Here is a 22252-nt window from a genome sequence, read left to right as displayed (position 1 = left end):
TACTATCGCGTACATGAATCTAAGCACAATCTCCCCCCCTATCTAAACACAGTCAGCAGGAGGAAACAGGCATGCTAGATAAAATGGCTTTCTTCGTTTATGTCGTAAGAACCGGCTCGATCTCAGCCGCTGCGCGCAAGTTCAAAGTATCAGTCTCTGCTGGCAGCCGCTGGCTGCAAGAGCTGGAACAGAGTTTCGGAATGACACTTTGCCGTCGTAGTAACCGCCTGCTGACTCCCACACCGGCCGGGCAAAAGCTATTCGACGAGTTTTCTCCTATGGTCGACAATGCCGAGCACCTTTGCCGTACCCTGCAAGACTTTCAGCACCACGACAAAGGTCACCTCAATATTGCCTGTACCCCGGTGTATGCCAACCACTACCTGATGGAGAAAATCAGCCAGTATATGGCCGAAAACAGCGACGTTACCTTCAGTATCAACGTCACCCCCTGGGCGCTGGATCATATAGGTGAAAGTGACTTGGTGATCAGTGCCAATGCCTGCTATCAGGGATACCGGGAAAAAGATCTCCATCTTGTGCGCCGCGAAATCATGCAGAGCCCGTTTATTGTCGTTGCCTCCCCGGCTTACCTGGCGCGACACCCAGCCCCTGATGTCCCGGCAGATTTGGCCAAACACCAATGCCTGTTCGCGACCACCCTCACAGGCAGCAATGACTGGATTTTTACCCGAAATGGTGAGAGTCAGATTGTCAAAGTGCCTAAGTCGCTCGAAGTCAATGACAGCGACTTATTGTTGCAAAGCGCAAAGATGGGAGCCGGTATTGCGTATCTACCAGCCTTTATTGTCGAGTCTGAAATTCTTGACGGACGGCTAATACCATTACTGGATGAGTTCGAGACCAGCATCTGGAGCCTGAACCTCTACTATCATCCAGTCACAAGTGCTTCAGCCGTGGCTAATCACTTTAAGGAACATTTACTGCAATAGCCAAGGGTCAGAGGGTCAGAGGGTCAGATAGCCATCTGCAAACAGCTTAACCCCGGAGACAAACAGAAATATATAGCACAGCCGATACACCCATTCCTGACTGACACGATGTAACAACCAGACCCCCATGTATACGCCGACAGGTGCCAGTGGAACCAACACCATCGCGGTCATCAGGTTTGTGGTATCGAACTCTCCGAGCATTGCGTAAGGAATAAGCTTAAACAGGTTGATAATGGCAAACAATACGGCCATCGTAGCGATGAGGGTGATCTTGTCGAGCCGAAGCGGTAGCAGATAAATACTGGCAGGGCCGCCACCAGCATGGATTGCCGTACTTGAAAAACCTCCCAGTGAACTCCACCACCAGGCACCAACAGCTCCGGCCGATTGCTGAGACGCCTCACGCTGCAATATATACTGAACGCAAAACAGCAGCGACAAACCACCGATAAGCAGCTTCAGGCCTGCTTCCGGTGTCACGCTCAAAAATAGTCCTGCCAATAAGATCCCAAGCAGCGATCCTGGCAGCATTCTTTTTAATACAGCGTAATCTGCGTTCCTATAGTGTTGTTTTACGGCAAAGAAATCCATTACACACAATATGGGCAATAAGATAGCAGCGGCCTGAGTAGGCGAAACGACCAGCGCCATCAGGGGAACAGCAATAATCCCCAGAGCGCCGCCCAAGCCACCCTTACCGATCCCGTATATCAATACAGCAGGTACGGCAGTAAGATAAAACCAAGGATCGGTCACTATCATTGTTATCAGTTCTCGTACTTACCTGAATAGCTCGCGACAAAACCTTTGTCTACCAGGAATTTTCGGCTCTTCTTCAAATCAGGCAGGGTTGTTGCGGCTTGGCGAGGATCCCTTTCCTGCTCAACGGCAATCCAGCCCTTATAACCAATTTCCTGCAAAGCCTTACTGACTTCATCGTAGTTAACCGCCCCCTCTCCAAGTGGGCACATCACCCCGTCTGCACAGGCCTGCCAGAACCCAACTCTTTTCTCGACGGCCTGATAGAGTTTCGCTGCATCGACATCTTTGAAGTGCACGTAATCTAGACGCTCGGCATATTTCACCAGACTGGTTGCGGGATCCATACCGGCATAATAAAGATGACCGGTATCAAGGCACAATCCGACTTCATCATGAGAAAGATCCGCCAGCATGCGCTCGATCTCATCCTGATATTCGATATAACCACCGGCGTGAGGATGCACGACAGCCCGTATCTGATGTTGTTTGGCGATGTTGCTGATCTTGCGGATCGTCTCCATCATCTGCGTCCAACGGGCATCATCCAAACGCGGAGCTTCGTCACTAACACCGGCATAGTGGCTGCGAATATCATTCACGCAGTCGATAACCACCAGCCTTTCAGTACCAATTTGCTGAAGCAACGTACAAAGCTGCTCAGTTTTTTCTAAAATATCAGCCTGCTTTTCCGCGTCTGACAGCGGCTCAAAAATAGTACCGGCACACACTTCCAGCCCTTTTAGGTGCAAAGCAGTATTGAGCGTATCGGCCTCCAGCGGCAAATACCCATATGGCCCGAGCTCGGTACCGACAAACCGTGCCTGCTTGGCTTCAGACAACACATCCATCCAGGAGGGGTTATAGGGGTTGTCGGCAGACTCTACCCCCCAGCAGCATGGCGCACATGCAATTAAGTTACTCATAGGTATACCCTTCTTATCATTCATAAAACTGAGAAATTATTCATAGCCTAGAATGAAGTGCCCAGAAAATACGTGATGCATAGCCCACCTTGGTATTGCATATATGCAAAACGGTTTTGAATCTTTGGCTATAACGCTCGCACTTCACTCACTCGTAGACTGAATCCATACTGAAAAGCACTTTGACAGGATATAAGTCTATGGAACCTCTCTATATCATTGCTGCCAAGCGTACCCCCATCGGTAGCTTTAATGGCTCGCTCTCTCCTCTCTCAGCACCAGAGCTTGGTGCAACAGCCATGCGCGGGGCATTAAACCAGTGTCAACTTGACCCCAGCCTTATCGACGAGGTGATTGTCGGTAATGTACTCAGTGCCGGTATAGGAATGGGGCCGGGCCGACAAGCTGCCATTGCAGCAGGCATATCGGAGACCGTACCTGCCTATACCCTCAATATGATTTGCGGTAGTGGCATGAAAACAGTGATGGATGCTGCCAGCCACATTCGTGCAGGCGATGCAGAAATTGTAATGGCCTGCGGAATGGAAAGTATGTCCCAGGCACCTTTTGTTGCTCCGTCCAAGGTCCGAACCGGCGTCAGAATGGGTAACTTAAACCTTGACGACAGCATCATCAAAGACGGGCTGACGGATGTGTTTAATCAATATCACATGGGGATCACCGCCGAAAACATTGCAACCCAACTTGGCATTTCCCGAGAGCAGCAAGACGACTTCGCCCTTGCCAGTCAACAAAAAGCGGTAGCCGCGCAAGAAGCCGGTTTCTTCCGCGATGAAATAGAACCTGTCTCTGTTGTGTCACGCCGAAAACAGTACATGGTTGAACTGGATGAATACCCGAAAGCCAATGCATCCAAGGAAGGTCTGCAAGCCCTCCGTCCGGCATTCAAACAAGACGGCAGTGTAACGGCGGGTAATGCCTCCGGTATTAATGATGGCGCATCGGCACTTATTTTGGCCTCTAGAGCGGCTGTGGAACGCTACCAGCTCCAACCTATTGCTGAAGTGATTGAATACGGACAGGCAGGCGTGTCTCCCCAGGTCATGGGATTAGGGCCGGTTCCGGCTATCGCCAATGCGCTGCAGAAGGCCAACATGTCCCTGTCTGACATCGATTGTTTTGAACTCAATGAAGCCTTTGCCGCACAAGCACTTGGCGTTATCAAGCAACTCTCCGAGCAGCATGACGCCTCCGAGGCATGGATCACCGACAGAGCCAATTTGAGCGGTGGAGCCATCGCGCTTGGACACCCTCTCGGCGCGTCGGGTAACCGGATCCTCACCACGCTGCTCTACCAGCTAGAACGCCAGAATCTTCAATATGGGCTGGCTGCTCTTTGCATCGGTGGCGGAATGGGAACAGCGGTAATTATCAAACGCTGCCAGCAAGCCTAACTGTGTCCCTAACTCAAAGAAATATAAGGATCAGACAATGAAAAAATCCATTTCAAAGTCAGACATTGCCGAGCTGCTGCATGACAATATGACCATCATGATCGGTGGCTTTATGGCCAACGGGGCACCGGAAGGCCTGATTGACCTATTACTTGAAAACAATATCAGCAACATCACGCTGATCAGCACCGATACCGGTACGCCTGAAACAGGCTCCGGGCGACTAATCAAGGCAAAACGTGTTTCCAAGCTCTACGCCTCCCATATCGGTCTGAACCCCGAAACAGGTAACCAGATGAATGCTGGCACACTGGATGTCGAGCTGGTACCACAAGGCAGCCTGGCCGAACGTATCCGGGCTGGCGGAGCGGGCCTTGGCGGTGTTCTCACCCCTACCGGTCTCGGCACGCTTGTTGCCGAAGGCAAGCAGGTCATCAATATTGACGGGACTGACTTCCTACTCGAAAAACCAATCCGTGCCGATCTGGCCCTGATCCGGGGCTCAGTTGTCGATACCAAAGGCAATGTCTTCTACAAGCGAACCACACAGAACTTCAACCCGCTGATGGCAACAGCCGCAAATACCGTCATTGTCGAAGCGGAAAAGCTGGTCGATGCCGGACACATAGAGCCAGAAGCTGTTCATACACCGGGACTATACGTCGATCACATCTATCAGGGAGAGAGCAACCATGGCTAAGCAACGAGACAAACACCAGATCAGACGAATGATTGCCTGGCGGGTCGCCCAGGAGCTACACGACGGCGATGTCGTTAACCTCGGTATCGGTCTTCCGTCGCTGGTTGCCAATGAAGTTACCAGTGATATTGAGATTCTGCTGCAAGCAGAAAATGGCCTTATCGGAATCGGCGAGATGCCAGACGAACACAATATTGACCCGGATCTGGTCAATGCAGGCGGTCAGCCAATTACGGCAACCACAGGAGCCTGCTACTTCAACAGCGCCGATTCCTTTACCATTATTCGTGGCGGCCACGTCGATGTCACCGTGCTGGGTGCCCTTCAGGTCGATCAGCAGGGTAATCTCGCCAACTGGATCATTCCGGGCAAGATGGTACCGGGCATGGGGGGAGCAATGGATCTGGTAGTTGGTGCCCAGAAAGTCATCGTGGCCATGGAGCATACTGTTAAAGGCAACCCTAAGCTGCTCAAGCAGTGTTCTTTACCTCTGACCGCCACCAATCAGGTCGATTTGATTATCACCGAGCTTGGGGTCATCAAGCTCACTGACAGGGGGATGGAGCTTGTTGAGATAGCACCGGAGACCACCATTAATGAAATTCAGGCGACGACTGAGGCCCCGCTATTTATCTCACCATCATTAACCACGATGGCGCTACCAGAAGATTTGTAACCCACATTTTTCCGGTAAAACCGAATAAAGCCAGCAGATAACCTGCTGGCTTTTTAATTGTGGCAAAGGAAGGATTAAGCTTCCTGGCTTGCCTTCTGGTGATGCTGTTCGACAGCATTCGATACCTCAATCGGTAACGTCTGCAACACATAATTACCCGGTGCATTGGCTATCGCCGGATAGGTTGCACTTCCTGCCTGACGGGCATCAATCGGCTCTGCCGACTCGAAATCAGCTAACCATGTATTCCAGTGTCCCCACCAGGAGCCATCCTGGCGTTTGGCAGACTCAAGCCATGCCTCTGCATCCGCAACCTTCTTGCTGTTGGTCCAGAAACCATACTTATTCTTGGCCGGATGGTTAACGATTCCGGCAATGTGCCCGGATTCACCAAGAACAAACGTTGATTTGCCGTTAAGCATCTGCGACCCACGGAAGGTTCCCTGCCACAGGGCAATATGATCTTCCTGTGTCGAGATAAAGTAGGTCGGCACCTTGATCTTTGCCAGATCAATGTACACGCCACCAACTTTATAGCCTTTCGGATCGGTCAGCTTGTTCTCAAGATAGAACTGACGCAGCAGAGTGCTATGACAGGCTACCGCGACATTGGTACTGTCACCGTTCCAGTAAAGCAAATCGAAGTCGATCGGACTATTACCCTTGAGGTAATTATTGATGTAGTAGTTCCAGTACAGACTGTTTTCACGCAGCAGACTGAAAGTAACACTCAACGAGCGCCCATCCATGTACCCTTTCGCTTCATTCTGAGCTTCTATCGCAGAGATGATCGGATCGTTAATATATGCCCCGATTTCACCCGGCTGAGAGAAATCCAGCAATGTCGTGAAGAAGGAAGCAGACTTGATACGGTTACGCATCCGCTTGGCCGAATAATACGCCAAGGCAACGGCCAGCAAAGTACCGCCGATACAATAACCGGCAACGTTAATCTGCTTCTCACCGCTGATATCTTCTACCACATCCACAGCTTTCACTACGCCATCGAGCACGTAGTTTTCGAAATCGACATCGACCATGCTGGCATCAGGATTACGCCAGGACATCATGAATACAGTATGCCCCTGCTCAACCAGCCAACGTACCATGGAGTTCTTCTCGCGAAGATCCAGAATATAGTACTTGTTGATAAACGGCGGAACGATCAGAAGCGGCGTCGCATTCACTTTTTCCGTCAACGGCTTGTATTGAATCAGTTCAAACAAGTCATTCTTGAACACAACATCACCAGCTGTATTGGCAACATTCTCGCCCAGCTGGAAAGCATTATCGTTCGTCATGCGGATTTTCAACACGTCGGCACTGGCCTGCATGTCTTCCTGAAGCAACTCCATACCCTTAACGAGGTTTTCCCCGTTCGTTTCAACCGTTAGCTTGGCAAGCTCTGGGTTGGTGGTAATAAAGTTGGTTGGCGACAAGGCATTGATGGCCTGACGCGAGAAAAAGCCAAGGCGTTCTTTGGCTTTTTCATCCAGTCCTTCTATCGAGTCGATGGTGTCTTTCATCGTATTGCTAAAGAGCAAATAGGACTGCTTGATATAATTATAAAACGCTTCATTTTCCCAGGCAGGATCACTGAAACGCTTGTCATCTTTTTCGGGCTTAACAAGATCGGACTCATCACCGGTTTTCATGGTGACGTTCTGCCAGATCTTCATTTGGTTTTCCCACCAGTCTAGCTGCACTTTGGCAAGCACGGCTGGTTGCGCTGCGGCTTTTTCGATTAACTCGGCAGTATCGTCCAAGTTTAATTCATTGAGCGCTTTATTAAGGGGAGTATTTATGGCTGCTTTGCCGGAATCCAGCTCTTTCCACCACATCTGGTTCATATCCTGGAGCTTGGCAAAGTAGTCCGTAAAGAAGTTATAGTTCATTACAATGACCTCTGTATTTGGACTAAAAAGCCGCCCACGAGAGGGGCGGCTGAGTGGTCATTTCACTTATACTGGCGTAGCCTGCTTAACATTTTCAGCCACTAGCTCTTCAACTTCAGTCTTGAACGTTTGAGCAACAGCATTGAACTTGTTGCTATCGTCGATTAGCTGCTGAGAAAGCTTAGTCAGCGTTTCAAGCTGCTGGCTGTTGAATGCAGCGAAAGACTGTACGTCTTTAACTTCGCTAACAGCTTTGAGCTGAGAAAGACCCAGTTCGCTATAGGCACGAACAGCTGCTAGCTGAAGCTCAGTTAGCTCTTCAACGTTCTTGGTGAACAGCTTGTTGAACTTTACATATGGTGCAAAAGATTTTTCAGTCTGCTCGGAGAAAGATTTAAACATTTCCGTATACATAGCTATTTCCTTCAATTAAACAAAGTAATGAGTGACGTACCCGGGCCATGCTGTATCCGGGTACAATCCGAAACACTTTCAGTTAAACGCTCTTCAGTACGATTGCCGTACCCATACCACCACCGACACACAACGTGGCAAGGCCATGCTCTGTACCACGACGGCGCATTTCATGTAGAAGGCTAACAATGATACGGTTACCTGATGCACCCAGCGGGTGACCCAGTGCAATCGCACCACCATTTACGTTTGAACGCTCAGCTAAATCTTCAACCTGAGTATCCAACTCGTCCGCCAGCTCGTGCAGCACACCCAGTGCCTGACCAGCGAACGCTTCATTGAATTCGAATAAACCGACATCGCCGATTTTCAGCTCGGCCTTGTCCAGTGCTTTCACGACTGCCGGTACCGGACCGAGACCCATGATTTCCGGTGCAACACCAGCCTGGGCATAGCTTTCGATTTCAGCCAGTGGAGTCAGGCCATATTTCTCAACAGCCGCTTCCGAGGCAACAATAATGGCGCTGGCACCATCATTAATCCCCGAGGCATTACCGGCAGTCACCGAGCCACCTTCTTTCTTGAATGCGGCGCGCAGTTTAGCCAACCCTTCGATAGTGGCATCGGCTTTAGGGTATTCGTCGGTATCGACAACATTTGTCTTACGACGGACAGTGACTTCTACAGGTATAATCTCTTCGGCAAACTTGCCCTGCTCAATGGCTGCTACCGCCTTCTGCTGGCTGGCAAGTGCAAAGTTATCTTGTTGCTCACGGTTCAGGCCAACTTTTGCAACAACGTTCTCGGCCGTTACACCCATGTGGTAATTATTGAAGACATCTGTCAGGCCATCAGAAATCAGCAGGTCAGACATTTCAAGACCACCCATTTTCTGGCCATCACGAATTTTCGCTGGTAGACAGAATGGAATTTGTGACATGTTTTCCGCACCTGCCGCGACAACAAGGTCGGCATCGCCGGCTTTGATGTGAGAAGCTGCATCCATTACCGCTTTCATACCACTACCACAAACCATATTCAGGCTGTAAGCCGGAACTTCCTGTGGAATATCGGCGTATATCGCAGCCTGACGCCCGGGCCCCATGCCCTGGCCCGCTCCTACCACATTGCCAAGAATCACTTCATCCAGATGGGCAGGATCAACCTTGGCATCCTTGATAGCCGCTTTGATCGCGACAGCAGCAAGCTGAGCAGCCGGCACTGATTTTAGTGCGCCATTAAAGCTACCAAGAGGAGTACGTTTTGCAGCTACAATAAAAACTTTAGTCATTTTTTAAGCGTCCTTATTAAAAAAAATCTAAACCAACCGTTAATGCATGTACAAACCGCCGTTCACAGACAATGTCTCGCCTGTAATATATGCTGCAGCATCACTTGCGAGGAAGGTTACCGCTGCAGCCACTTCGCCAGGTGCAGCAAGACGCTTCATTGGAATTTCAGCTTTAATAGCATCGAGTACTTCCGGCTTAATTGCTTCCACCATTGGTGTGCCGGTATAACCCGGGGCAATGGCATTTACAGTTACACCAGAACGTGCACCTTCAGCAGCCAGCGCTTTAGTAAAACCAATCATTCCCGCTTTCGCTGCTGAATAATTTGTCTGACCAAACTGACCTTTCAACCCATTAACTGAAGAGATATTAATAATACGGGCATTGCCGTGCTCACACATTGAAGCAAATAATGGGTGAGTTACATTAAACAAGCTATTTAAGTTTGTTGAAATAACTTCATTCCATTGTTCTGCTGTCATTCGCTTAAATGTCGTATCACGCGTTATACCAGCATTATTAACCAACACATCAATGTTACCCTCTTCTTTCAGCAATGTTGCCAAAGCCTCTTCGCAGTATGCCGTATCCGTAACATCTAGAGGGTATAGCCTAACCTGATCTTCTGAATAATTATTCTCTTTGAACCATTCTTTCGCTTTGGTTTCTCCGTTCGGGAAGTATGTTGCAATTACTCGATACCCCGCTTCAACCAAAGCAGTTGTAATTGAAGAACCAATACCACCTTTCGCACCAGTTACTAATGCTTTTTTACTCATTACAGAAGACTCCATTCCATCATTGATGCTGCCATATAACCTTGAATTAAATGATATAATTATCAAAATCTAAACAAGGGCACTAACCAACCAAACTGATTCTCAGTTTTTCTTTCCAAATCTGTTGTTGCATCGTAGCGGTCGAAAACGACAGTTCCGTGACCTTTATGTTGCATGAATATTATAAGAACACACGCACATAGCAATATCAACACACTGCATCAATGGTCGTACCAATATTCCTGCATAGAATCACACTTGACCGATGTAACCATTTCAGCGATAAATATTGTTGATATGTTACATATATGATGCATTAACAATGCCAAGTAGATAGAAAGGTTCTATTTAGCTTTAAATAATAGAATTGAGTAACAAACGAAATGAAATAATTGAAAAGTTGCACTACTTATATGCATAACTGCACAATAACGGGCAGCATAAAATAGCGATTATTGATGGGTATTTAAATAATATCGATTACCAATTAAATTGTTAATTACATTTCTGGCAACTATCATTTCAAAAAAATTTTAGATCTCTATAAAAAAATAAAAAGCCGGGCGAAATTCCCCCAGCTTTTTATTCTGTCATTACTCTGTTTTACGAACAATTATCAAGCATGCCTTGTGTCACTATGAAGTCGATTATTTCCGGCAATCCTTTCCCTTCTTTTAAATTAGTGAATACATAGGGCTTATTAGGCCGCATTCGCTTCGTATCTTGATCCATGACTTCCAGCGACGCACCAACATACGGAGCCAAATCGATCTTGTTTATTACGAGCAAGTCCGACCGGGTAATACCCGGGCCTCCTTTTCTCGGAATCTTCTCCCCTTCGGCGACATCAATGACATAAATCGTCAAATCGGCCAGCTCAGGGCTGAAAGTCGCACTCAGGTTATCGCCGCCGCTCTCGATAAAGACCACATCAAGGCTCTTGTGCCTTACTGCCAGCTCTTCGACCGCCGCCAAGTTCATCGAGGCATCTTCCCGAATTGCCGTATGAGGACAGCCGCCAGTCTCGACACCTATGATTCGGTCTGCATCCAGTGCCTCCGCACGGGTCAGGATCTTGGCATCTTCCTGGGTGTAGATATCATTAGTCACCACGGCGATGTTGTACTTATCCCGAATGGTTTTACACAGTATCTCTAATAATGCTGTCTTTCCCGACCCTACCGGGCCGCCTACGCCAATCCGTAATGGTGATTTGTATTCTGTCATGGTTATTTCCCTAAGATCGGTAAAGTCTGGTGTATTGAGTCTCATGCTGGCTGCTGGCTATCGCCTGCGCCGGTGTAAAACTACCAATTTCATGGTCCAGGACCTGTTGTGAGGCTATCAGGGCTTCTGGCAGCAACTGGGACATCGACAGCAATATCTGTTGTCCGGCACTCTGGCCCAGCGGGATAAGCTTCACCCCGGCCATCGTCGCATTTTCGAGCCAGCTCCAGAGATAACCGGCATTTAACGCTGCAGATTCAATCCCCCAGTGGTTCGCCGCCAACGCAAAGCCCGCCAGCTGGCTAGCCTCGGCACAGGTCAGATCATGGGCAGGAAACGGCTCGCCCAGTTGCGCGAGTAATCTTGCTGTCGCCTTCCCTCTCTGCTGCTCTTCCAGACGTAACTCCTTGGTTTCACGATTAACATATAACCAATGATTCCAGTGGGTTACTGCGGGTAGATCATGCTGTTCATAGGCTATGTACAAACGAGATAAGATAGGCAGTTCCAGTGTTACCAGGCTATGGTGAAGTACATCTGCCAGCCAGAGCTGGAGGCTTTCCTGATTGGTCACCCAACCTTTCTCTATTGCCCATTCAAGCCCCTGCGAATAGGTAAATGCACCAATCGGTAATGAGGGGCTCATTAGCTGATAAAGGCGAAAGTCCGGTAATAGATGTCTGGTATTGGGCATAATCACCTGCCATGCAAATTAGCTAGCAAGTGCCAGTAAAGCACCGCTCATCGCCAGCAGGGCACTCTGCCACTTAGGGTTAAGGTACTGGCCTAGCTTGTAACCACTCATGGCTAACAGGCCGGCGCCTACCAGCATGCCGGGAGCAAAAGCAGCCAAGCCGGAAGCTGAAGCCTCAAGTCCATGTGCCCAGCCATGGAACATCACAGCAACAACTGCCAGTACAGACAGTACGACTGACCAGCTATTACTCCCTGCTCGCTGACGGCTATACACGGCAACAGATCCAACAAACACGGAAGCCAGAATCATCGTTTCAATACCTGTTGCAAAGCCCGACAGCGCTCCAAAACCAAGACCGAGCAGCATACTGAACAGTGCTGCCAGCACGATACGCACTTGTTGGTGTCTCTGTTTATACTGGGCGGCAATCAGCCCCACCCCCACTAACATTACCAGATGATCTAATCCGGTGATCGGGTGGGTGATGCCGGAGACAAAAGAAGAGAACAGCCCGCTTTCTAGTGTGCCATGACCGCTGTGAGCCATAGCCGAACCAGAGGCCAGCAATAGTGCTGCAGATCCAGATGATACTAGTGAGCGGGTATGAATTAATTTAACCATATCTTTTCCTTTCGCTATTGTTATCAAGCTTCATGCTTTATCTGTTATTGATATCTTGCCTTAGCCACTATCGGTTTAATGGCTATGGTGGCGGTGTTCATCAGAGTGTTGGTGTCCATGGCTATGTTCAGCATGTGAGTGCCCACTACTTGCACCACCATAGGCACCGGCCTCGGGCTCGAACGGAGCCGTTTCCGCCGTCACTTCGGCCCCCAATCCTACGACCATCTCGTCCAGCACATGGTCATGCTGATATCGCACCCAGTCAGGCTCTATCTGAAGCGGAACGTGGCGGTTACCCAGGTGATAGCAAACCCGCGCCATAAGATGCGGGTCGGAACAGTAGACAGTAGATACGGCCTCTTCGGCTGCCAGTACCCTGACCAACACTCCCTGCTCGCTTCGCAACAAATCGCCGTTTCGCAGGATCTTGCCGCGTGGTAAAAACAGCCCGGCTTCTCTGCCATCGTCCAGCTTGACCTTCAGACGGCTTTTAATCCTTGAGTCAATTGGCAGGCTAAGCGTTATGCTACCGGTTAATGATGCTGACTCCTGTGCTGTCAAAATCTGAGTTAGAACAATCATCAGTGATCCTCAAAATAAAAAATAACGCTGCGCCATCGGCAATACCTCTGCTGGCTCACACACCAGCAGCTCACCGTCGGCACGTACCTGGTAGGTCTGTGAATCAACCTCAATATTGGGTTGCCAGTCATTCAGCACCATGTCGCTCTTGGTTATGGTGCGACACCCTTTGGCGATGCCAATCAAACTTTGCAAACCAAGCTGTTCATCAATGCCAGCTGACTTCGCCGATGCCGAAACAAACAGCATCGACGTGTTTTGGCTGGCTTTGCCGTAGCTGCCAAACATCGACCGATAATGCACAGGCTGTGGCGTTGGGATCGACGCATTCGGATCGCCCATTGGGGCGGCAGCAATCATGCCACCCTTGATGATGGTGCTTGGCTTTATTCCGAAAAAAGCAGGCTTCCAAAGCACTAAATCGGCAAGCTTTCCTATCTCGATGGAGCCGACTTCATGAGCGATACCGTGGGTAATTGCCGGGTTAATGGTGTATTTGGCGATATAGCGTTTGAGGCGATAATTGTCGCTATAGCTTGTATCCTGCGACAGGCTGCCACGCTGAACTTTCATCTTATGAGCCGTCTGCCAGGTACGCGTGATCACCTCGCCGACTCGTCCCATCGCCTGAGAATCGGAAGCAATCATCGAGAACGCCCCCAAATCATGAAGAATATCTTCGGCAGCAATGGTCTCCCGCCGGATCCGGGATTCGGCAAAGGCAACATCTTCTGCAATCGAAGGCGAAAGGTGGTGGCAGACCATCAGCATGTCCAGATGCTCATCAACGGTATTGACCGTATAGGGCCGGGTCGGGTTGGTCGATGAAGGCAGAACATTTGATTCACCGCAGGCGCGGATAATATCAGGCGCATGACCGCCACCGGCACCTTCGGTATGGTAGGTATGGATCACTCGCTCACCGATCGCAGCCAAGGTTGACTCGACAAAGCCAGATTCGTTTAACGTGTCGGTATGGATAGCAACCTGAACGTCTGTATCTTCGGCTACCGTCATGCAATTATCAATCGAAGCTGGCGTAGTTCCCCAGTCTTCATGGAGCTTCAGGCCGATAGCTCCGGCCTCAACCTGTTCATGCAGCGCTTCAGGCAGGCTGGCATTCCCTTTGCCGAGCAGGCCAAAGTTCATAGGAAAAGTATCCAGCGCTTCAAGCATCCGGTGAATATTCCACGGACCTGGTGTACAGGTCGTGGCATTGGTGCCTGTCGCCGGTCCTGTGCCACCACCGAGCATGGTGGTGATCCCCGAACATAGAGCCTCTTCAATCTGCTGTGGGCAGATAAAGTGAATATGGGAATCGATGCCTCCGGCAGTCAGAATAGCGCCCTCACCCGCCAGGATTTCTGTACCCGGGCCAATCACGATATCGACGCCAGACTGAACATCCGGGTTTCCCGCCTTGCCAATGGCGCTGATACGGCCATCTTTGACTGCCACATCGGCTTTGACTATCCCCCAATAATCGAGAATAACGGCGTTGGTGATCACTAAATCTGGTGTGAACGACGACGGCAGTTGACTCTGCCCCATTCCGTCACGGATGACTTTACCACCACCAAACTTCACCTCATCGCCGTAACGGGTATAGTCTTTCTCAACCTCCAGCCATAGCTCGGTATCAGCCAGACGCAACCTATCACCAACAGTCGGGCCAAACATTTCACCGTAGGCTTGCCTTGAAATCCTCGCCATTTATTCCTCTGCCTCCCTGCAGTCAGGTTCTATAACCAAGGCGGGCTGCCCAACAGATCCCATGACCTTGCCCTGAAAGCCGTAAATAGTCTGGGTGCCGCCAAAACTCACCAGCTCTACCGTTCGTGACTGCCCGGGTTCAAAACGGGTAGCCGTACCTGCAGCAATATTGAGTCGGTAACCCAGCGTAGCCTCGCGCTCAAATTCCAGCGCCTCATTGGCTTCAAAGAAATGGTAATGGGAACCAATCTGTATCGGTCGATCCCCCAAGTTAGCCACCGACACCGTCAGTACAGGTTTACCCACATTCAGTTCGATCTCGCCCTCGGCACATTGGAGTTCGCCGGGGATCAACGCGCGGGACACGTCTTGTTGATTGTCTGACATCACTCACCTCACACAATCGGATCATGGACGGTTACCAGCTTGGTACCGTCAGGAAACGTCGCTTCTACCTGAACGTCGTTGATCATTGCTGCGACACCTTCCATCACCTCGCCTGAAGACAATATCGTCCGGCCTAAATCCATCAGCTCAGCAACGGTTCTTCCTTCTCTGGCACCTTCCATAATCGCAGCACTGATCAAGGCCACCGACTCTGGATAGTTGAGCTTCAACCCTTTATCCCGGCGCCGTTCTGCCAATAACGCTGCAGTAAAAATCAGCAACTTATCCTTTTCTCTGGGTGTTAATTCCATCTATTCCTCCAGCAAACCCGACTGTCATCCAGGTAATATTCCGAGCACTCATCTGAGTATCATCAAGATAAGGAGTAAGTGATCAGGTCGCCCAAATCCTGGGGGCACTCGGGGTAGTACCTGACCAAGACTGTCTCACTGACAGCCAAACCCGGGTAAAGAGCGCCATCATTGGCTCTGTACCTTCTCCCATCGCCCTGACGATCATCACCCTGTGCTCACCGCTGCTGTCCGTTACTTCAGTCACACCAGCTACTACCTTGTTTTCCAATAAGTATTCCTGATAGTCACAAAGCAAGGTCTGTACCATATTGAGCAAGGGCTCGTCAGATTCAGTCACTATCATGGTGCCCAACATCGGATTGCCCCGCAGGCCTGCACTTTGCTGGTGCTGATCAGCGCCCTGTACATTCAGTTGCTCTGCAATAATCAGCTCATTTCCAATCCTGAACTGAGTACAACCAACGACACTCCCACTGGTAAAGCCCTCTTTTAGTGCAGGTCGCCCAAAACAGTGCATTTCCCAGCCAATAAATCGGCCTCCGGGCTCTACGTCGATTTCGGTATCCAGCCTGACTCGCGCTTCCGGAAAATAGATATTCTCCTGCGGCAGCCACTCAAGCATGGCGCCGGCTTCTACCGAGAGATGCTGACGCTGATAGGCGTATTTTCCCGAAGAGCGATAAAACTTGGTCGCGCCGGGCGTGGTGATTAATGCCTTGGCATCAATCTCTGAACGGGCAGAAATTGAAAGCTTGTCTCCACCGACAACACCGCCGGGGGGATGAAGCAAGTACGTGTGACAAACATCGCCTTCAGGATATAGCGGGCGCTGAACAGCGAGCGGACCGACCTGCTTGCGGTGCTTCAATACCGTTCTGGTGGCACTTGCCGAAAAGCCCAGTTCCAACCGCGCCCGCCACCCCTGCTGCGATTCAAGATCGTCAGGCAAAGGTTTGGGTGTGATTGAAGCAATATTGGTTAACGGAGACTTTATCTCTATGCTGTTATGGATTGCCGTCATACAGTCAGATACTCCTTGATCAGTTTGTCGTTAAGGCTGGCCATTTCTCCCTTGGCAACAGCCCGCCCACGATCAAGCAAACAAAAGTTGTCACCGACTTTTCGTGCAAAAGGCAGCTTTTGTTCAACCAGCAAAACTGTGAGTCCCAACTCGTGATTTAACCGGCGAATAATGTCGCCAATTTCCTGGACGATATTGGGCTGGATCCCCTCAGTCGGTTCGTCCAGTATCAGCAAGCTCGGGTTGACGACCAGTGCCCGGGCGATAGCCAATTGCTGTTGCTGTCCCCCGCTCAAGTCTCCACCGCGACGATGGAGCATCTCTTTCAGCACCGGGAAAAGCTCGTAGATAAACTCGGGAATTTTGCGATCGCCCTTGGCACGAATAGGCAGGCCGATCTGCAGGTTCTCTTCAACACTCAGCAACGGAAAAATCTGTCGCCCCTGAGGTACATACCCAATACCATGACGGGGACGACTTTCTGCCGACAATTTGCTGATATCTTTCCCCTGCAGCACGATCTCACCGCTCTTGACCGGCAACAACCCCATCACACACTGTAGCAAGGTCGTTTTCCCTACCCCGTTGCGTCCCATCAGTACCGTGCACTTCCCCTCGGGAATGCTGATATCCAAATCCCACAAGGTATGGCTCTCGCCGTAAAATTGATTCAGTCCTTTGATTTCCAGCATCACGACTCTCCCAAATAGACTTCTTTGACACGTGGATCAGACTGCACCTCGCTCATCGAGCCTTCGGCCAGCATGTGGCCCTGATGCAAAACAGACACCCTACTGGCAATGGAGCGCACAAAATCCATATCATGCTCAACCACCACCACCGAATGAGCCCCGGCCAGTGATGTCAGCAACTCTGCCGTTCGATCCATTTCCTGATGGGTCATCCCCGCGACAGGTTCATCCACCAGCAACAGCTTAGGTTTCTGCATCAGCAACATACCGATCTCCAGCCACTGCTTCTGACCGTGGAACAAGTTACCTGCCAACAGGTTGGCATGATCTTCAAGGCCAATGAGAGTCAATACCCGGTTTAGCTCGTCGCGCTGCTCCCCGTTCAGACTGGCTCGAAATACACGCCATACACTACGCTCCCCGGCCATCGCCAGTTCCAGGTTTTGCCACACCGACAGGCACTCAAACACTGTCGGTTTCTGGAACTTCCGGCCGACACCGGCATTGGCTATCTCGGCTTCGTCCATTTGCAGCAGGTTGATATTGGAGCCCAGCCAGACCTGCCCTTCATCAGGCTGGGTCTTACCGGTAATGATGTCCATCATGGTGGTCTTCCCGGCACCATTCGGGCCGATAATGCAGCGCAGCTCTCCTTCCTTGATATACAGGTTCAGATCGTTGATCGCCTTGAACCCGTCAAATGACTTGGTTACCCCTTCGAGATACAACAAGATGTTGTGGCGGGTATCGAGCAAGGGATGCTGTTGCGGTTTGAGAAAATCAAAAACCTGATCCCGGCGAACAAAGTTCTTTACCGAATTACGAAACTGCACCGGCAACCAATGAGACTGATCCAGCTTCTCGGGCGAAAGCTGTTGAGGAATCGTGGTCATAATGCGGCCTCCTTGCGAGACGAAGAGCGAGAGGACTTGCGAGCGAATGAATCAGAGAAAAATCCGGTAACGCCTTTAGGCAAAAACAGTGTCGCCAGTACAAACAAGCTACCTAACGCAAATAGCCAGACTTCGGGGAATTCGATGGTGAACCAGCTCTTGGCATAGTTGATAAGCAAGGCACCGACGATGGCGCCGAACAAGGTTGCCCGACCACCCAGCGCTACCCACACGACGATTTCAATCGAGTTGAGTGGCGCAAACTCCCCGGGGTTGATAATGCCAACCTGCGGCACATACAAGGCACCGGCAATACCGGCCAGTACTGCTGACAGCACAAAGATCCACAGCTTGAATTGATCGACGTTGTACCCAATAAAACGTACCCGTGACTCGGCATCCCGGGTTGCAACGGCAACTTTACCCAGTCGGCTGGATATCACCGCCCGACAAATTAGATAGCCCGCGATTAGTGCGGCTACCGAGGCAATAAACAAAGCAATCCGAGTGCTGTCCGCCTGGAGGCTAAAGCCAAGAAGATCCTTGAAATCTGTCAGGCCGTTGTTACCGCCAAACCCCATTTCATTGCGGAAAAAAGCCAGCATCAAAGCAAACGTCAGTGCCTGAGTCATGATTGACAGGTACACACCCGAGACCCGGGAACGAAAAGCCAGATAACCGAACACCCACGCCAATACACCCGGAACCAATACCACCATCAGGCAGGCAAACCAGAACAAATCAAAGCCATGCCAGAACCAGGGCAATTCTTTCCAGTTGAGGAAAACCATGAAATCCGGCAACACAGGATCGCCATAGACACCGCGGTCGCCAATCTGACGCATCAGATACATGCCCATGGCATAACCGCCAAGTGCAAAGAAAGCTCCGTGTCCAAGGCTCAAAATACCGAGGTAACCCCAAACCAGATCCACAGCCAGTGCCAGCAAGGCGTAAGTCAGGTATTTGCCAAGCAGCGTGACTGTGTATGTCTCGACATGAAGAAAGTGGCCCTGCGGCACCAATAAATTTAGAGCCGGAATAACGAATCCAGCAACCAGCAACCAGCAGCATGCTCAGTAGCAACTGCCCACCGCGATCGTCCTTTAAGATTGTTTTAAGCATGTCTTATCCCTCCACCGCTCGGCCACGCTGAGGAAACAGGCCCCGCGGTCGTTTTTGGATAAACAGAATGATGAAAACCAGCACCAGTATTTTTGCCAGCACCGCCCCGGCCCATGGTTCCAGTACCTTGTTGAAAATACCGAGACTTACCCCTGCGACCAAAGTGCCCCATAAATTTCCGACACCACCGAATACCACCACCATGAAGGAATCGATAATGTAGCTCTGCCCCATGTTAGGTCCGACATTGGTTAGCTGAGACAGCGCCACGCCAGCTACGCCCGCAACACCTGAGCCAAGACCGAATGTCATGGCATCGACCCATTCGGAACGCACTCCCATTGCCCGTGCCATTGCCCGGTTCTGGGAGACAGCACGCACCTGAAGCCCGAGCGGCGTCTTCTTGAGAACAAACACCAAAGCAGTAAACACCAGCAAACAGAAAATAATGATATACAGGCGGTTATAGGTAAGAGAGAGCATCGGATTGATTTCAAGCATCCCGCTCATCCAGTCCGGTGTAGCAACTGATCGGTTTAGAGGGGAAAAAATACTGCGAACAGCCTGCTGCAGAATAAGGCTGATACCGAATGTAGCCAGCAAGGTTTCCAGCGGCCTGCCGTACAAAAAGCGGATAACGCCACGCTCAATGACAATGCCTACCAGGCCGGAAACGACAAATGCCGCTGGGATCGACAAGATCAGCGACAAACCAATATTGTTCGGCATCAATTGCTGCATCACGTAGGTGGTATATGCCCCCAGCATGATCAACTCGCCATGGGCCATGTTGATCACCCCCATCACACCAAAGGTGATTGCCAACCCAATCCCTGCCAGCACCAATACAGATCCCAAGCTCAAGCCAAAGTAGAGTGTCTCTGCCGTGTTATAAATCCGCTGGCTCTGCTGATAGTCATCTAATGCACGCTCAATTCCGGCGATGAATTCGGCATTACCCTTGTCTTTAGCCAGCTCAACATCAAGCGCATGACTTAAGGCCTGAAAAACCACCGGCTCCAAAGAATTGCTCAGGAGAGCCAACGCAGCCTCGCGATCTTCGTGATCCGTCGCGTTGATATCGGCAACTGCCAGCACCAGTGCCAACTCCTCTTTCACCTTTGGTGATGATTCACTCTGGTAGGCACTTCTTGCAAGACTCTGCACACTATCGGTTGTATTTCCCTGCAGGCTTTTTGCTGCCTGCCGTCTTAATTCCTCACTGTCAGCACTTAAATCCAACTGGGCTATACCCAAACGGATCGCTTTTCTCAGCCGGTTATTCAGCGCAACTTTCTTGTAGTCACGCTTATTGCTGATCACCTGAGCGTCAGCCCCTTCGCCTTCTAGCTCATCAGCAATAGATACTGCTTGCTTACCTACGGCCATCTCGGGGATCAAAAACAACTGCCTGCTCTTTTTCTGATAGAAAACCTGGCCGTCAAGCAAGCCGGTTAGCATCTTCTTGGCCGCAGGGTGACGAGTTTCAGCCAGCCACTCGATGGCTTGTTGTTTTTTGGCGAAGTTACGTTGTGACAACTGAGCCTCGACATCAGAAAATGACGCTACATGGCTACTGCCTGCAGCAATTGAAATAGCGGAGAAAATCATTAATACGAAGCCCAGCAACGTCGCGGGCACAAATCGGTATAAAGGCGTTGCCTGTATCGGCAGCCGCCATCTATTTATTGTCATCATGGTACTCATCCAGAAACCCGTTAAACACGCCTCTGCACTCGCCTAGCCACAAGTGCAGAGCCCGGAATGAACTAATGTGTCAAACCGGTTATTGCTTAGCGCCGGCACACTTGCCGGTAACGACGTTGAAGCTGCCGCACTCAAGGGGTTTGAGCCAGCTGGCATAGAGGTCTTTGGAGCCAGGGAGGAAGTTTGACCAGGCATCACCGGCCACTAAGCCTGTGGTTTCCCATACCACTTCGAATTGGCCGTCGTCCTGGATCTCGCCCAGCAACACAGGTTTCGTAATATGGTGGTTTGGCATCATTGTCGCGTAGCCGCCGGACAGGTTAGGTACAGTCACGCCAATAATGGCTTCCTGGATAGCTTCAGAGTCGGTCGTCCCTGCTTTTTCAGCCGCCTCTACCCACATATTGAAACCGATATAACTGGCTTCCATCGGATCGTTAGATACGCGATCGTCGTCTTTGATGAATTGCTGCCACTGTTCCACAAACTCGGCATTTTCATCAGTATCAACGCTCATGAAATAGTTCCATGCCGCCAGATGCCCCACCAAAGGTGAGGTATCCATTCCCGACAACTCTTCCTCACCAACAGAGAAGGCAACCACGGGAATATCTTCAGCAGACACACCTTGAGAACCTAGCTCTTTGTAAAACGGCACATTGGCATCACCGTTAATTGTGGATACCACCGCTGTTTTCTTGCCTTGCGAGCCGAATTTCTTGATATCGGATACAATGGACTGCCAGTCAGAGTGGCCAAAAGGGGTGTAATTGATCATGATGTCGCTTTTGGCAACACCTTTCGATTCAAGATAGGCTTCAAGGATTTTATTAGTGGTTCGCGGATAGACATAGTCGGTCCCGGCCAATACCCAGCGTTCAACCTCCAACTCATTCATCAGGTAGTCAACAGCCGGTATGGCCTGCTGGTTAGGCGCTGCGCCGGTATAGAAGACATTTTTTGAGGACTCTTCACCTTCATATTGCACTGGGTAAAACAGCAGACTATTGAGCTCTTCGAATACCGGCAACATCGACTTGCGTGATACAGACGTCCAGCCTCCGAACACCACGTCCACTTTTTCTTTTTCTATTAACTCACGGGCTTTTTCTGCAAACAGAGGCCAATTTGATGCAGGATCGACGACTACTGCTTCCAGCTTCTTGCCCAGCACGCCCCCTTTCTTGTTCTGCTCTTCAACCAGCATCAAAATCGTATCTTTCAGCGTGGTTTCACTGATTGCCATCGTACCCGACAGGGAATGCAGCACCCCAACCTTAATCGTTTCTTGTGCCGCAGTGGCATTGAATGACAGGGCCAGTGATACTGCAACACCTGCGAATGTACTCTTAAACATCTTGGTTGACATATTAAATAGCTCCTTGTGAATAACCATTCAACAAAAAGCAAGCATCAGGCCAAAAGGGCACCCACTTTCAAAGTGGCAATATAATCTTA

Annotated in this window: 22 protein-coding genes and 1 pseudogene; 4 read left to right on the top strand and 19 right to left on the bottom strand. The window is 50.3% G+C overall.

Going from position 1 to position 22252, the window contains the following annotated elements; all coding sequences use genetic code 11:
* Nucleotides 1-71 precede the first annotated feature (71 nt).
* Nucleotides 72-953, top strand: coding sequence for a LysR family transcriptional regulator (locus tag BIT28_RS22080; RefSeq protein ID WP_075767113.1), 882 nt, complete (start codon nt 72-74; stop codon nt 951-953).
* Nucleotides 954-968: 15 nt separating this feature from the next.
* On the opposite strand, the gene BIT28_RS22075 is transcribed toward BIT28_RS22080, so the two are convergent.
* Both BIT28_RS22075 and BIT28_RS22070 read right to left on the bottom strand, forming a co-directional pair.
* Nucleotides 969-1718 carry a sulfite exporter TauE/SafE family protein gene (locus BIT28_RS22075; protein ID WP_175577585.1) on the bottom strand — a complete coding sequence of 250 codons (750 nt, stop codon included), beginning with the start codon at nt 1716-1718 and terminating at the stop codon, nt 969-971.
* Nucleotides 1719-1723: 5 nt separating this feature from the next.
* The gene (locus BIT28_RS22070) at nt 1724-2641 is read right to left on the bottom strand and encodes a TIM barrel protein (RefSeq protein ID WP_075767112.1); all 918 of its coding nucleotides are present in this window, start codon (nt 2639-2641) and stop codon (nt 1724-1726) included.
* A gap of 200 nt (nt 2642-2841) precedes the next feature.
* Between BIT28_RS22070 and BIT28_RS22065 the strand changes: the two genes are divergently transcribed.
* Genes BIT28_RS22065 through BIT28_RS22055 form a run of 3 tightly spaced genes read left to right on the top strand, consistent with a single transcriptional unit; the run spans nt 2842 to nt 5432 of the window.
* The gene (locus BIT28_RS22065) at nt 2842-4056 is read left to right on the top strand and encodes an acetyl-CoA C-acetyltransferase (protein ID WP_075767111.1); all 1215 of its coding nucleotides are present in this window, start codon (nt 2842-2844) and stop codon (nt 4054-4056) included.
* Nucleotides 4057-4093: 37 nt separating this feature from the next.
* On the top strand, nt 4094-4756 hold the full coding sequence (locus BIT28_RS22060; RefSeq protein WP_075767110.1) for a CoA transferase subunit A: 663 nt from the start codon (nt 4094-4096) through the stop codon (nt 4754-4756).
* Nucleotides 4749-5432 (top strand): 3-oxoacid CoA-transferase subunit B, encoded by a 684-nt coding sequence (locus BIT28_RS22055; RefSeq protein ID WP_075767109.1) that lies wholly within the window; start codon nt 4749-4751, stop codon nt 5430-5432. Before BIT28_RS22060 ends, BIT28_RS22055 begins: the two co-directional genes overlap by 8 nt.
* 74 nt (nt 5433-5506) lie before the next feature.
* On the opposite strand, the gene phaC is transcribed toward BIT28_RS22055, so the two are convergent.
* The 17 genes and pseudogenes from phaC to urtA form a co-directional block, all read right to left on the bottom strand.
* Complete coding sequence (gene phaC / locus BIT28_RS22050; RefSeq protein ID WP_075767108.1) at nt 5507-7327, bottom strand: class I poly(R)-hydroxyalkanoic acid synthase; 1821 nt, start codon at nt 7325-7327, stop codon at nt 5507-5509.
* A 66-nt stretch (nt 7328-7393) separates the two neighbouring features.
* Nucleotides 7394-7741: a phasin family protein gene (locus tag BIT28_RS22045; protein ID WP_075767107.1), complete on the bottom strand. Its 348-nt coding sequence runs from the start codon at nt 7739-7741 to the stop codon at nt 7394-7396.
* 82 nt (nt 7742-7823) lie between these two features.
* On the bottom strand, nt 7824-9032 hold the full coding sequence (locus tag BIT28_RS22040; RefSeq protein ID WP_075767106.1) for an acetyl-CoA C-acetyltransferase: 1209 nt from the start codon (nt 9030-9032) through the stop codon (nt 7824-7826).
* 39 nt (nt 9033-9071) lie between these two features.
* Nucleotides 9072-9812 (bottom strand): SDR family oxidoreductase, encoded by a 741-nt coding sequence (locus BIT28_RS22035; protein WP_075767105.1) that lies wholly within the window; start codon nt 9810-9812, stop codon nt 9072-9074.
* Between the two features lie 603 nt (nt 9813-10415).
* The gene (ureG, locus tag BIT28_RS22030; protein WP_075767104.1) at nt 10416-11039 is read right to left on the bottom strand and encodes an urease accessory protein UreG; all 624 of its coding nucleotides are present in this window, start codon (nt 11037-11039) and stop codon (nt 10416-10418) included.
* Nucleotides 11040-11049: 10 nt separating this feature from the next.
* The gene (locus BIT28_RS22025) at nt 11050-11733 is read right to left on the bottom strand and encodes an urease accessory protein UreF (protein WP_075767103.1); all 684 of its coding nucleotides are present in this window, start codon (nt 11731-11733) and stop codon (nt 11050-11052) included.
* A gap of 18 nt (nt 11734-11751) precedes the next feature.
* Nucleotides 11752-12357: a HupE/UreJ family protein gene (locus tag BIT28_RS22020; protein WP_075767102.1), complete on the bottom strand. Its 606-nt coding sequence runs from the start codon at nt 12355-12357 to the stop codon at nt 11752-11754.
* A gap of 75 nt (nt 12358-12432) precedes the next feature.
* Nucleotides 12433-12942, bottom strand: a complete 510-nt coding sequence (gene ureE / locus BIT28_RS22015) for an urease accessory protein UreE (RefSeq protein ID WP_075767101.1) — start codon at nt 12940-12942, stop codon at nt 12433-12435.
* 9 nt (nt 12943-12951) lie between these two features.
* Nucleotides 12952-14655: an urease subunit alpha gene (gene ureC, locus BIT28_RS22010; RefSeq protein WP_075767100.1), complete on the bottom strand. Its 1704-nt coding sequence runs from the start codon at nt 14653-14655 to the stop codon at nt 12952-12954.
* Complete coding sequence (locus tag BIT28_RS22005) at nt 14656-15042, bottom strand: urease subunit beta (protein WP_075767099.1); 387 nt, start codon at nt 15040-15042, stop codon at nt 14656-14658.
* Nucleotides 15043-15050: 8 nt separating this feature from the next.
* A complete protein-coding gene (gene ureA, locus BIT28_RS22000) occupies nt 15051-15353 on the bottom strand; it encodes an urease subunit gamma (protein ID WP_075767098.1) in 303 nt (100 codons plus the stop codon).
* An 82-nt stretch (nt 15354-15435) separates the two neighbouring features.
* Nucleotides 15436-16377 carry an urease accessory protein UreD gene (locus tag BIT28_RS21995; protein WP_083652061.1) on the bottom strand — a complete coding sequence of 314 codons (942 nt, stop codon included), beginning with the start codon at nt 16375-16377 and terminating at the stop codon, nt 15436-15438.
* Nucleotides 16374-17069 (bottom strand): urea ABC transporter ATP-binding subunit UrtE, encoded by a 696-nt coding sequence (gene urtE, locus BIT28_RS21990; RefSeq protein WP_075767097.1) that lies wholly within the window; start codon nt 17067-17069, stop codon nt 16374-16376. Before urtE ends, BIT28_RS21995 begins: the two co-directional genes overlap by 4 nt.
* Nucleotides 17069-17962: an urea ABC transporter ATP-binding protein UrtD gene (gene urtD, locus BIT28_RS21985; protein ID WP_083652059.1), complete on the bottom strand. Its 894-nt coding sequence runs from the start codon at nt 17960-17962 to the stop codon at nt 17069-17071. The genes urtE and urtD overlap by 1 nt, the downstream gene beginning before the upstream one ends.
* Nucleotides 17959-19087 (bottom strand): annotated as a pseudogene (gene urtC, locus BIT28_RS21980) (urea ABC transporter permease subunit UrtC). Before urtC ends, urtD begins: the two are co-directional and overlap by 4 nt.
* A gap of 3 nt (nt 19088-19090) precedes the next feature.
* The gene (urtB, locus tag BIT28_RS21975; RefSeq protein WP_075767266.1) at nt 19091-20782 is read right to left on the bottom strand and encodes an urea ABC transporter permease subunit UrtB; all 1692 of its coding nucleotides are present in this window, start codon (nt 20780-20782) and stop codon (nt 19091-19093) included.
* A 91-nt stretch (nt 20783-20873) separates the two neighbouring features.
* Nucleotides 20874-22151, bottom strand: a complete 1278-nt coding sequence (gene urtA / locus BIT28_RS21970; RefSeq protein ID WP_425439652.1) for an urea ABC transporter substrate-binding protein — start codon at nt 22149-22151, stop codon at nt 20874-20876.
* Between the last annotated feature and the right edge of the window lie 101 nt (nt 22152-22252).

The sequence above is a fragment of the Photobacterium proteolyticum genome (assembly GCF_001939735.1).
In the GTDB taxonomy this organism is placed as follows: domain Bacteria; phylum Pseudomonadota; class Gammaproteobacteria; order Enterobacterales; family Vibrionaceae; genus Photobacterium; species Photobacterium proteolyticum.
This window is presented reverse-complemented; position numbering and strand designations above follow the sequence as displayed.

What these genes read in the sequence shown, in the direction of transcription:
- BIT28_RS22080 (WP_075767113.1), top strand. Translation starts at nt 72, where the DNA reads ATGCTAGATAAAATGGCTTTCTTCGTTTATGTCGTAAGAACCGGCTCG.
- BIT28_RS22075 (WP_175577585.1), bottom strand. Translation starts at nt 1,718, where the DNA reads ATGATAGTGACCGATCCTTGGTTTTATCTTACTGCCGTACCTGCTGTA.
- BIT28_RS22070 (WP_075767112.1), bottom strand. Translation starts at nt 2,641, where the DNA reads ATGAGTAACTTAATTGCATGTGCGCCATGCTGCTGGGGGGTAGAGTCT.
- BIT28_RS22065 (WP_075767111.1), top strand. Translation starts at nt 2,842, where the DNA reads ATGGAACCTCTCTATATCATTGCTGCCAAGCGTACCCCCATCGGTAGC.
- BIT28_RS22060 (WP_075767110.1), top strand. Translation starts at nt 4,094, where the DNA reads ATGAAAAAATCCATTTCAAAGTCAGACATTGCCGAGCTGCTGCATGAC.
- BIT28_RS22055 (WP_075767109.1), top strand. Translation starts at nt 4,749, where the DNA reads ATGGCTAAGCAACGAGACAAACACCAGATCAGACGAATGATTGCCTGG.
- phaC (WP_075767108.1), bottom strand. Translation starts at nt 7,327, where the DNA reads ATGAACTATAACTTCTTTACGGACTACTTTGCCAAGCTCCAGGATATG.
- BIT28_RS22045 (WP_075767107.1), bottom strand. Translation starts at nt 7,741, where the DNA reads ATGTATACGGAAATGTTTAAATCTTTCTCCGAGCAGACTGAAAAATCT.
- BIT28_RS22040 (WP_075767106.1), bottom strand. Translation starts at nt 9,032, where the DNA reads ATGACTAAAGTTTTTATTGTAGCTGCAAAACGTACTCCTCTTGGTAGC.
- BIT28_RS22035 (WP_075767105.1), bottom strand. Translation starts at nt 9,812, where the DNA reads ATGAGTAAAAAAGCATTAGTAACTGGTGCGAAAGGTGGTATTGGTTCT.
- ureG (WP_075767104.1), bottom strand. Translation starts at nt 11,039, where the DNA reads ATGACAGAATACAAATCACCATTACGGATTGGCGTAGGCGGCCCGGTA.
- BIT28_RS22025 (WP_075767103.1), bottom strand. Translation starts at nt 11,733, where the DNA reads ATGCCCAATACCAGACATCTATTACCGGACTTTCGCCTTTATCAGCTA.
- BIT28_RS22020 (WP_075767102.1), bottom strand. Translation starts at nt 12,357, where the DNA reads ATGGTTAAATTAATTCATACCCGCTCACTAGTATCATCTGGATCTGCA.
- ureE (WP_075767101.1), bottom strand. Translation starts at nt 12,942, where the DNA reads ATGATTGTTCTAACTCAGATTTTGACAGCACAGGAGTCAGCATCATTA.
- ureC (WP_075767100.1), bottom strand. Translation starts at nt 14,655, where the DNA reads ATGGCGAGGATTTCAAGGCAAGCCTACGGTGAAATGTTTGGCCCGACT.
- BIT28_RS22005 (WP_075767099.1), bottom strand. Translation starts at nt 15,042, where the DNA reads ATGTCAGACAATCAACAAGACGTGTCCCGCGCGTTGATCCCCGGCGAA.
- ureA (WP_075767098.1), bottom strand. Translation starts at nt 15,353, where the DNA reads ATGGAATTAACACCCAGAGAAAAGGATAAGTTGCTGATTTTTACTGCA.
- BIT28_RS21995 (WP_083652061.1), bottom strand. Translation starts at nt 16,377, where the DNA reads ATGACGGCAATCCATAACAGCATAGAGATAAAGTCTCCGTTAACCAAT.
- urtE (WP_075767097.1), bottom strand. Translation starts at nt 17,069, where the DNA reads ATGCTGGAAATCAAAGGACTGAATCAATTTTACGGCGAGAGCCATACC.
- urtD (WP_083652059.1), bottom strand. Translation starts at nt 17,962, where the DNA reads ATGACCACGATTCCTCAACAGCTTTCGCCCGAGAAGCTGGATCAGTCT.
- urtB (WP_075767266.1), bottom strand. Translation starts at nt 20,782, where the DNA reads ATGACAATAAATAGATGGCGGCTGCCGATACAGGCAACGCCTTTATAC.
- urtA (WP_425439652.1), bottom strand. Translation starts at nt 22,151, where the DNA reads ATGTTTAAGAGTACATTCGCAGGTGTTGCAGTATCACTGGCCCTGTCA.